Raw genomic sequence first — 9834 nt, forward strand, 5'->3', positions numbered from 1 at the left:
TCACCGGGCAGCGCACCGGCTCCAGGACCCTTATGCAGTTGTCGAACCAGGCCAGGCTCTCCGGGCCGGCGCCCGAGGGCCGATGGATCACGTCGGGCAACCACGGGTGGGCACCGAACAGCGCCAACTGCCGTCGCCCCAGCAGCACCATCGTTTCCAGCCAGTCGCCTTCCACCTGCGGGTACGGGCGCAGCTCCCCCACCGCCCGATCGGTCATCAGGTCCAACAGGTCGTCGCGGGACGACAGGTAGCGGTAGAGGGACCCGGCACCGGTGCCGAGCGAGGCGGCCACCGCGCGCATCGACACCGCCGCCAGCCCTTCGGCGTCGGCCAGGGCGAGGGCGGCCTCCACGATGGCGTCCCGACTGTGTGCCGGGGCGGGGCCACGGCTGCCGCGTTCGGGTCTGCTCCAGATCGACTGTGGCTCGGGGCCGCCGTCGCCGGTACTCGCGGGTGCGTCGCTCACTGACCTACTGTAAACTGCGAACGTCGTTTGCAGTTATTTGTCGGCGGGAGAAGGTGGACCAGACATGGAGCAGGTCACAGCACGGGACGGCGCGACGATCGTGCTGCACTCAACCGGGACGGGGCCGGGGATCGTCGTGGTGCACGGCGGCGGCGTGACGATCGACGTCTACCGGCGGCTGGCCGCGGCACTCGCCGACCGGTTCAGCGTTCACCTCTACAACCGACGGGGACGGGCCGACGCGCCACCGAGGGCGATGCCCTACACCGCGGATCAGGAGGTCGACGACCTCGCCGCCGTGCTGGAGCACACCGGGTCCGGCAACGTCATCGGCCACAGCGGCGGCGGTTTCCTGGCGCTCGAAGCCGCGCTCCGACTGCCGATCGACCGGCTCGCCCTCTACGACGCCGCCGTCTCGATCGACGGCAGCTTCCCGTCGGGCTGGCTCGCGCCGGCCCGGGCGGCGGCACGGGCCGGCGACACCGCCCGCAGCCTCGCCATCACGACCGCCGGGATCAACTCGCAGATGGCGGCGGCGAAACTCCCACTCGGCATTCGGACCGCGATCATCCGCGCGTTCCTGCGTACGCCGATCGGCCGGACCATGGGCGAGCTGCTGCCGACGACGCTGGACGAGGCGGCGCTGATCCTGGCGCACGACGGCCCGGCCACCCGGTGGGCCGGGGTGCGCGCCGAGGTGCTGCTGGCCTGCGGGGCCGACGGCCCGCCCTACTACGTGCGCCAGAACGAGGCGCTGGCCCGCGCGCTGCCGCACGCCCGGACCCTGACCATCCCGCGCAGCGGGCACGACGCCATCAACCGGGCGCACCCGAGAACAGTCGAACCACTCGCCGCCTTCTTCGCCGCGCCCGTGACGACAGAGCGGACGCCCCACTCCTGAGCGGTCGCGCGACCTCCACCGTCTTGATCTTGGCTAGGCTGGTGGGCATGCCCGCACACCATTCGCACCGCCACACGATCGAGCCGGCCGACTGGTGAGTGACGCACCCGTGCCCGCCCCCCGGGGTGGGCCGTCCACACCGGGCCCGCGCTCGGGATGGGCCGACCGGTGCGACCAGCTCGCCCGGTCCCGCCCCTTCGAGATCGCCATCGTCGTGGTCATCCTCGCCAACGGCATCGTGCTCGGCCTGGAGACGTACGACGACCTGAGCCCGGCGGGCACCGTGCTGCACGGGCTGGAGCTGTTCTTCCGAGCCGTCTTCGTCGTCGAGATCGCCATCCGGTTGGCGGCGTACGGCAGACGCCCGCAGGACTTCTTCCGGCACGGCTGGAACGTCTTCGACTTCGTGGTGATCGCGGCGATCTTCATTCCGGGCCTGCACGGCGACCCGGCGCTGCTACGGGTCGTCCGGGTCGTCCGCATGGTCCGCCTGGTGCGGTTCTCGCCAGGTCTGCGGACCATCGTCTCCGCGCTGTGGCGCAGCCTGCCGGGCGTCACCGGGTTCTTCGCCCTGGCCGTGGTGACGCTCTACGTCTACGGGATGGCCGGCTGGCTCATCTTCGGCAACAGGTATCCGCAGGAGTACGGCGACATCGGCCGGTCACTGCTGACGTTGTTCGTGCTGTTGTCTCTGGAGACGCTGCCGGACCTCATCGAGCAGGGCATGGCGATCTCACCGTGGACACTGCTCTACTACGTCAGCTACGTGGTCATCACCGTCAACCTGCTGCTCAACATCCTCATCGCGGTCATCGTGAACTCCATGGAGGAGGCCCGCCGGCTGGAGATGACCGAGCGACTGGCCCCCGGATACGACGAGGACGGCGACGGCGTACCGGACGAGGTGGACCGGATCGCGCTCACCCAACGACTGGACGATCTGCGGGCGGTCATCACCGAGTTGGAACGCGAGTTGCGCATCGACCGCGACGACGGGCACGGCCGATCCCACCGGGACAACGCCCGCGCCAGACGGTGATTCGACGGTCGCGCTGCGTTCTCGCGTTCGGATAGGGTCGGCGGAGGTCCCATCGGCCCTCCTGAAGGAGTACCGGCATGACGGCCAGCGTCGACAATGCCCAGACCGCCACCGATTCCACGGACACGCTCGGCACGGTGATCGAGGACGTGATTCGCACGCAGGCGCCGATCGTCGATCGGGACGGGGCTTTCCCCCGTCCGGGTGTCGATGCTCTCGCCGCGGCCGGCCTCCTCGGCCTGGCCTCCTCGCCCGAGGTCGGCGGCGCGGGCCACGGCATGCGGGCGGTCGCCGAGGTGATCGAACGGCTGGCCGCCGAGTGCGGATCCACCGCGATGGTGGTGCTCATGCACTACGCGGCGACCGCCGTCATCGAGGCGCACGGTCCACGAGACGTCCGCGCGGCCATCGCCGCCGGCGATCACCTCACCACGCTGGCGTTCTCCGAGTACGGCTCGCGCAGCCACTTCTGGTCGCCGACCGGCACCGCTACCGCGGCCGACGGTGACACGGTCCGCCTCGACGCCCGGAAGAGCTGGGTCACCGCGGCTGGCGAGGCCAACAGCTACGTCTGGTCGAGCCTTCCGCTGACCCCCGACGTCGGCCCGATGACGCTGTGGCTGGTGCCTTCCGACAGCGCCGGCCTCAGCGTGGCAGGCGACTTCGACGGGCTGGGCCTGCGGGGCAACGGCTCCCGCCCGATGACCGCCGACGGGTTGCGGGTTCCGTCGACGGCGAGGATGGCGGCCGACGGTGCCGGGCTCGACACCGCGCTCGGCGCGGTCCTGCCCTGGTTCCTGGTGCTCAACGCCGCCTTCTGTCTCGGTCTCGCCGACAGCGCGGTGGCCGAGGCCGGCCGACATCTCACCAGGACCACGCTCGCGCACACCGGCGCCGCCCTGCGCGACGCGCCCGTCACCCGACGCGACCTCGCCCGGCTGATGATCCGCACCGACGCGCTGCGGGCCTTCCTGGGTGACACGCTCACCGCCCTGGAGACCGGCCGCGACGACGCGATGCTGCGGGTGCTCCAGGTCAAGGCGCTCGCCGGCGAGACCGTCGCCGACGTGACCGACGGCGCGTTGCAGCTCTGCGGCGGCAGCGCCTTCCGCAAGGAGTTGGGCCTCGAGCGCCGTTTCCGGGACGCCCGCGCGGCCCGGGTGATGGCACCGACCACCGACGCCCTGCACGATTTCGTCGGTCGGGTCGCCACCGGGTTGCCACTGCTCGACGAGGCCAACCGCTGATGCCTGCGCCAACCGTCCTGCTGGGCGCTGTCGCGTACGACCCGAAGGTGGTGACCATCTGGGAGGGCTTCCGCACCTGGCTGCGCGGGCGGGGCCTGGACTTCGACTTCGTCCTCTACTCCCACTATGAGCGCCAGGTCGAGGATCTCATCGCCGGGCGGATCGACGCGGCCTGGAACTCTCCCCTGGGCTACCTGCGGGCCGAGCGGCTAGCGTCAGCCAACGGCACTGCCATACGCGCGCTCACCATGCGCGACACCGACCAGGACCTCACCTCGGTCGTGGTGGTCCGTGCGGACTCGCCGGTGCGTCAACTCGCGGACCTCGCCGGACGGGTGGTCGCCGTCGGGGCGGTCGACAGTCCACAGGCGACGCTCATCCCGTTGGATCACCTCGCCACGCGCGGGGTCACTGTCGACGTACGCCGCTTCGACGTGGGTGTCGGCCTGCACGGCGACCACATCGGCGGTGAGCGCGACGCCGCCCGCGCCCTGGTGGCCGGGGAGGTCGACGCCGCCTGCATGATCGACGCCAACCATCTGGCGTTCGTCCAGGAGGGCACGTTACCGCCCGAGGGCACCCGGATCGTGGCGCAGACCGCACGCTACGACCACTGCAACATGACGGTCCGCGCACCGGAGTCCGACGGGGTCCGGCTCTTCGGCACGCTCCTGCTCGGCATGTCGTACGCCGATCCGCAGGTGCGGCCGCTGCTGGACCTGGAGGGGTTGACGGCCTGGCGGGAGGGCCGCACCACGGGGTACGACGTCCTCGCCGACGCCGTCGACACCAGCGGTTTCTACTCCCCCGACGGGCGGGTGACGGCCACGGACTACCGGCCGTGAGCGCGACACCTGTCGCCGCGCTCGACCTGGGTGTGCTGGGTTTCGGCCGGGGCGCACACCTGCTGGTGCAGCGCGCCCTGGCCGGGTTGCCGCCGGGCGGCCGGTTGGCGGTCTCCGGTCGCGACCCGGCGCTGCGCGTACACCTGCCCGCCTGGTGTCGTGGCCGGGGCCACGGGGTCGAGTGGCCGGATCGGGGTGACCGGAGCGACCTGGTCGCCGTCGTCATCCGGGGGTCGGTGGACGACGACCGCTGGTTCGGCGCGGAGCGGGCCGGGCCGGCCCTGCCGTCGGCGCTCAGTAGCCGGCCACCCGCACGATGGGGGCTCGGTGCCCGTGGCGCGCTCCTGGAGGCCGGTGGTCCCGAAGCCCGGTTCGATCTGGACGACCGCGACCTGGTCTGGGCCGACATCGCCCCCCACCTGTACGCGCAGGCCGCCGCGCGACAGTGGGACCCGCAGACCGCGGTGCCGTGGGACGACCCGTTCGTGTTGCCGGCCGACGTCGAGGCCGCGGTGGTGCAGGTGATGACGTACCTGGTCGAGAACGAGCAGGCAGCGCTGGTCGTGCCGGCCCGGTTCGTGGGGCGCATCCACCCGCACTTCCGGGAGGTCGTGCAGCTTCTCGCCGTGCAGGTGGCCGACGAGGCCCGGCACATGGAGGTCTTCAGCCGGCGGGCACTGCTGCGGGGCACCGAGCTGGGCACGTCGTCCGCCGGCGGTCGGCAGTCGCTGTTCACCCTCGTCGCGGAGTCGGACTTCGCGCTGGCGTCGTTCCTGCTCTCCGTGCTCGGCGAGGGCAGCTTCGTCGATCTGCTGTCCTTCCTGCACGAGTTCGCCCCGGACCCGGTGACACGCCGGATCTGTTGGCTCGCCATGCAGGACGAGCGCCGGCACGTGGTGTTCGGCATGGCACACCTGGAGCATCAGGCGCAGTCGGATCCACTGCTGCGAGACCGGCTGCGGGCGGCCATCCACCGCCGTCACGACGCGCTCGTCGACACGGCGGGCCTCAACGCTGACGTCTTCGACGCGTTGGTGGTGCTCGCGGCGGGTGGGTGGCACCCGGACGACGTGTCCGCCGGCTTCGACCGGGTGCGGGCCTGCAACACGCCATGGACCAGGGCCGTCAGCGCCGGCTGGTCCGCCTGGGTTTCCGGCCCGACGAGGCGGCGGCGCTCTCCGCCCTGCACACCCGCAACTTCATGTAGCCGATCCCCGCGCACGACGTGCGGTGCGCGGGGGATCGGCGTACGGCAGGTCAGCGAGAACTGGTCACTGGCCGAGCAGGGTGCGGATCTGACGCGCGTAGCCGGCCACCGTAAAGTCCGGGCCGACGGAGTCCACCAGGACCAGGTCGTTGATGGTGTGGTCGACGCGTAGCGCCAGGATCGCCTGGTACTCGGGCGAGTTGTACCAGGTCCTGGCGGTCTCCGCGTCGGGGAACTCGATCAGCACGACCGACCCGGGCCAACTGCCCTCAAGGACCTCCACCTGGGCATCCAGGACGAGCCACTTGGCGCCGTACGCCTCGGTGGTGGCCTGCACCTGCTCCAGGTAACGCAGGGACTCCTCGGTCGGCACTCCGCCCGGGATACGCAGGTGATTGATCAGGTACGTGCTCATGTCTCACTCCTCAATTCAGGTGCTGCTCCCGGCCGAAGGCGTACGACCGGTCATCTTGGATTGGGTACACGCCGCGCCGGATGGAAAGACCCGGACTGTTACCGACGGGATCGGACGCGGATCAGGTGAGGATCCGGGCCGTGGTGATCGTGAAGAACTCCTGGAGGGCGGCCAGGTCACCGGATGCCTTCGCCCGGGCTGCCGCGCCCTCGTAGCTGGAGACGACGAAGCCGGCGAGATCGGTGGCAGGTTCGTCGCCGTGCAGTTCACCGGCAGCCCGCGCCTGCTCGATCGCCATGGCGAGCGCGGCGACCCAGCGGCCGAAGCCGGCGTCGACGGCGTTGCGCAGGGCATCGCTGTGCGCCGGGATCTCGGTGGCGAAGTTGCCGAGCAGGCATCCGCGATCACCCATGGTGTCGCCGAGGCCGGTGACGTATCTCAGATGATCGGTGATCCGCTCAAGCGGTGTCCCGCCCTGCTTCTCGTCGAGCATCTCCAGCCCCATCGCCGCGGAGTATCTCGCCACCGAGTCCAGGGCGAGGTCCTCCTTGCTGGCGAAGTGGTTGTAGAAGGTGCCCTTGGGCGCCCCGGCCGCGGCGACGATGTCCTGGACGCTCGTCCCGTTGTAGCCCCGCAGGTGGAACAGGTCCAACGCGGCGTCGGACAACCGTTGCCGGGTTCCGGCGGAGGTGGGCGACTTCGGTCGTGGCATCTCGTGCACTCCTTCCGCCCAGGGGTCCGACTGGCTGACAGACACCACGATATGACCGGTCGTCTCGGAATGCCAGTGATGTGACCGCTGTCATCCCTCAGGTACTGTGGAGCGGCCATGAACAGGGATTCCAGCGCGGTCCGCGAGGAGCTGCTGCGACTGCGCGAGCAGACCGAGGCCCAGGCCACCGCCCTGGACGGCGACCTCCGGAGCCTCTTCGAGGCGTCCCGCTCGTCCAACGCCGATGACGAGCACGACCCCGAGGGCAGCACGATCGCCTTCGAACGCGCGCAGCTCACGGCCGTCCTGGACGCCACCCGCCGACGCCTGGCCGAGCTGGACGTCGCGCTGCGACGGGTCGACGACGGAAGCTACGGCGTGTGCGAGGGCTGTGGCCGCCCGATTCCCGCCGCACGGCTGGTTGCCCGCCCGTCAGCACGTACGTGCGTGGCCTGCGCCACCCGACGGTGACGGCCGCCGCCGACCGGCGGACTTCTCAGGCGATGGTGGGGCTGCGCCGTTCCAACAGAATGACGTCGCGCCAGCGTCCGTGGTGGCGACCGACCCGCTCCCGGACGCCGATGACCCGGAATCCGACCCGCTGGTGCAGCGCCAGGCTGGCGGTGTTCTCCGGAAAGACCCCGGACTGGATCGTCCAGACGCCGTCGGCCTCGGTGGAGGTGATCAACGCGTCCAGCAGCAGTCGGGCGATGCCACGGCCCTGGGCGGCCGGGTCGACGTACACGGAGTGCTCCACCACACCGGCGTACACCGCGCGGGTCGAGGTCGGCGAGACGGCGACCCAGCCAAGCGCCGTTCCACCCGGGTCGACGGCCACGAACCGGTGCCCGCTCAGCCGGGCGGCGCTGAACGCCGCCCAGCCCGGCGCGGTGACCTCGAAACTGGCGTCACCGGTGTCCAGGCCGGCCTGGTAGATCGCCAGGACCCGGTCGGCGTCGGCGTCGGTCATGGGCCGCACGGTGATGTCGACCATCAGCACGTTCCTTTCCGGGCAGGCGACCACCCCCGTCTCGGCTTGCTTGCCTGACTTACTCACAGGTTCACAGCTGAACGGGCCACTTCCTTGATCAGGTGATGAGAAGTAGCTGTCGAGGTCGCCTTCAAGCTACTTTTCATCACCAGATCAACGGAAGCGCAGGGACCGAGGTCCTTAGAAGTCGTCGTCGAAGGCGACGGTGCCGGTCACCCCGACCTGGTACGCCGACACCCGCCGCTCGAAGAAGTTGGACAGCTCCTGCACGTCCTGCAACTCCATGAAGCCGAACGGGTTGCTCGACCCGTAGTGCGGCGCGATGCCGAGCTGGGCGAGGCGGCGGTCGGCGACGTGCTGGAGGTACTCCCGCATGTCGGCCAAGGTCAGACCGGGCACGCCGTGGCCCACCAGGTCCTCGGCGAACTGCACCTCACACTCGACCGCCTCGGTGAGCATCCGGCGAACCTGGTCGGCGAGGTCGTCGTCGAACAGGTCCGGCTCCTCGGCGCGAACGGTGTCGACGACGTCGAACGCGAACGCCATGTGCATGGACTCGTCGCGGAACACCCAGTTGGTGCCCGAGGCGAGGCCGTGCAGCAGGCCACGGGAACGCAGGAAGTAGACGTAGGCGAACGCGCCGTAGAAAAACAACCCCTCGATGCAGGCGGCGAAGCAGATGAGGTTGAGCAGGAACGTGCGCCGGTCCTCGCGGGACCGCAGCTCCCGCAGGTCGCTGAGAGAGTCGATCCACCGGAAGCAGAACTCGGCCTTACGCCGGATCGAGGGGATGTTCTCGATGGCCGCGAAGGCCTCGAAACGCTCCGTCTCGTCGGGCACGTACGTGTCGAGCAGGTTGAGGTAGAACTGGACGTGCACGGCCTCCTCGAACAGTTGGCGGGACAGGTAGAGGCGACCCTCCGGACTGTTGACGTGCTGGTAGAGGTTGAGCACCAGGTTGTTGGCGACGATCGTGTCACCGGTGGCGAAGAATGCCACCAGGCGGCTGACCAGGTGCCGTTCGGCCGGAGACAACTTGTCCAGGTCGGCGAGGTCTGCGTGCAGGTCGACCTCCTCGACGGTCCAGGTGTTACGGATCGCGTCGCGGAACCGGTCGAAGAAGTGCGGGTAGCGCATCGGGCGGAGAGTGAGGTCCATCCCGGGGTCGAGCAGCATGTGCGTGGTCCTCGTGTCGGTGGTGCTGGTGTCGGTCGTGGCGGCCTCGGGAAGAGTCACTGGCAGGCCTCGCACGACTCGGGGTTCTCCAGCGAGCAGGCCAGTGCGTCGGCGTCGACGACGACGGGCGCGACGGCGCTGACGGTGGCCTGCTGGATCCGCGTCGCGGGCCGCGAGCGCAGGTAGTAGGTGGTCTTCAGCCCGGCCTTCCACGCGTAGAGGTACATCGAGGAGAGCTTGCCGATGGTCGGTGCCGCCAGGAACAGGTTCAGCGACTGGGACTGGTCGATGAACGGGGCACGGGCGGCGGCCAGGTCGATCAGCGCCCGCTGCGGCAGCTCCCATGCCGTGCGGAACAGTTCCCGTACGCCGACCGGCAACTCGGCGATGTCCTGCACCGACCCCTCCGCCCGCTTGATCGCCGAACGGATCCGCTCGGTCCACAGACCGCGGGCCTTCAGCTCGCGTACCAGAGCGGTGTTGACCTGGAGGAACTCCCCCGACAGGGTCTCGCGCTTGAACAGGTTGGACACCTGCGGCTCGATGCACTCGTAGCACCCGGCGATCGAGGCGATGGTGGCGGTCGGCGCGACCGCCACCAGCAGCGAGTTGCGCAGCCCGTACGCCTCGACCCGCTCGCGCAGCGCGTCCCACCGCGCGGTCTGCGTACCCTCGACACCCCACAGGTCGGGCTGGAGCTGGCCCCGCGCGGCCCGGGTCTGCGGGTACGACGGATGCGCGCCGAAGTCGCGCGCCAGGTCGGCGGAGGTCTCCAGCGCGGTCAGGTACAGCTCCTCGCTGATCCGGGTGGACAGCTCGCGGGCGGCCGGCGAGT

The 9834-nt window shown here is 70.2% G+C and carries 11 protein-coding genes and 1 pseudogene; 6 read left to right on the top strand and 6 right to left on the bottom strand.

Translation table 11 applies throughout. The annotated features are described in order from the left end of the window. The coding region (locus tag ABZ749_RS20030) for a helix-turn-helix domain-containing protein (protein WP_357229840.1) at positions 1-466 on the bottom strand (466 nt) is incomplete at its 3' end. A 64-nt stretch (positions 467-530) separates the two neighbouring features. Here ABZ749_RS20030 and ABZ749_RS20035 point away from each other — a divergent pair. The 5 genes from ABZ749_RS20035 to ABZ749_RS20055 all read left to right on the top strand — a co-directional run bounded on the left by ABZ749_RS20035 (position 531) and on the right by ABZ749_RS20055 (position 5877). Then, positions 531-1367, top strand: coding sequence for an alpha/beta fold hydrolase (locus tag ABZ749_RS20035; RefSeq protein ID WP_357229842.1), 837 nt, complete (start codon positions 531-533; stop codon positions 1365-1367). 94 nt (positions 1368-1461) lie between these two features. Further along, a complete protein-coding gene (locus ABZ749_RS20040; RefSeq protein ID WP_357229844.1) occupies positions 1462-2406 on the top strand; it encodes an ion transporter in 945 nt (314 codons plus the stop codon). Positions 2407-2483: 77 nt separating this feature from the next. Then, complete coding sequence (locus tag ABZ749_RS20045; protein ID WP_357229846.1) at positions 2484-3653, top strand: acyl-CoA dehydrogenase family protein; 1170 nt, start codon at positions 2484-2486, stop codon at positions 3651-3653. Beyond that, a complete protein-coding gene (locus tag ABZ749_RS20050) occupies positions 3653-4498 on the top strand; it encodes a PhnD/SsuA/transferrin family substrate-binding protein (protein WP_357229848.1) in 846 nt (281 codons plus the stop codon). The genes ABZ749_RS20045 and ABZ749_RS20050 overlap by 1 nt, the downstream gene beginning before the upstream one ends. Further along, positions 4495-5877 carry a ferritin-like domain-containing protein gene (locus ABZ749_RS20055; protein ID WP_357229850.1) on the top strand — a complete coding sequence of 461 codons (1383 nt, stop codon included), beginning with the start codon at positions 4495-4497 and terminating at the stop codon, positions 5875-5877. The genes ABZ749_RS20050 and ABZ749_RS20055 overlap by 4 nt, the downstream gene beginning before the upstream one ends. On the opposite strand, the gene ABZ749_RS20060 is transcribed toward ABZ749_RS20055, so the two are convergent. Then, entirely contained in the window at positions 5770-6120 is a 351-nt protein-coding gene (locus ABZ749_RS20060; RefSeq protein ID WP_357201402.1) for a DUF1330 domain-containing protein, read from the bottom strand. The genes ABZ749_RS20055 and ABZ749_RS20060 overlap by 108 nt on opposite strands. A gap of 121 nt (positions 6121-6241) precedes the next feature. Next, a complete protein-coding gene (locus ABZ749_RS20065) occupies positions 6242-6832 on the bottom strand; it encodes a TetR/AcrR family transcriptional regulator (RefSeq protein WP_357229852.1) in 591 nt (196 codons plus the stop codon). 117 nt (positions 6833-6949) lie between these two features. Between ABZ749_RS20065 and ABZ749_RS20070 the strand changes: the two genes are divergently transcribed. After that, complete coding sequence (locus ABZ749_RS20070; RefSeq protein ID WP_357229854.1) at positions 6950-7303, top strand: TraR/DksA C4-type zinc finger protein; 354 nt, start codon at positions 6950-6952, stop codon at positions 7301-7303. Positions 7304-7328: 25 nt separating this feature from the next. Here ABZ749_RS20070 and ABZ749_RS20075 read toward each other — a convergent pair whose 3' ends face one another. From ABZ749_RS20075 to ABZ749_RS20085, 3 genes and pseudogenes are all read right to left on the bottom strand, one after another. After that, on the bottom strand, positions 7329-7826 hold the full coding sequence (locus tag ABZ749_RS20075) for an N-acetyltransferase family protein (protein ID WP_357229856.1): 498 nt from the start codon (positions 7824-7826) through the stop codon (positions 7329-7331). A 177-nt stretch (positions 7827-8003) separates the two neighbouring features. Continuing rightward, positions 8004-8999 carry a ribonucleotide-diphosphate reductase subunit beta gene (locus tag ABZ749_RS20080; RefSeq protein ID WP_355010116.1) on the bottom strand — a complete coding sequence of 332 codons (996 nt, stop codon included), beginning with the start codon at positions 8997-8999 and terminating at the stop codon, positions 8004-8006. Positions 9000-9055: 56 nt separating this feature from the next. Beyond that, a pseudogene (locus tag ABZ749_RS20085) lies at positions 9056-9834 on the bottom strand (ribonucleoside-diphosphate reductase subunit alpha); the annotation flags it as partial.

It is taken from the genome of Micromonospora sp. NPDC047753, from assembly GCF_040642735.1.
Lineage (GTDB): Bacteria > Actinomycetota > Actinomycetes > Mycobacteriales > Micromonosporaceae > Micromonospora.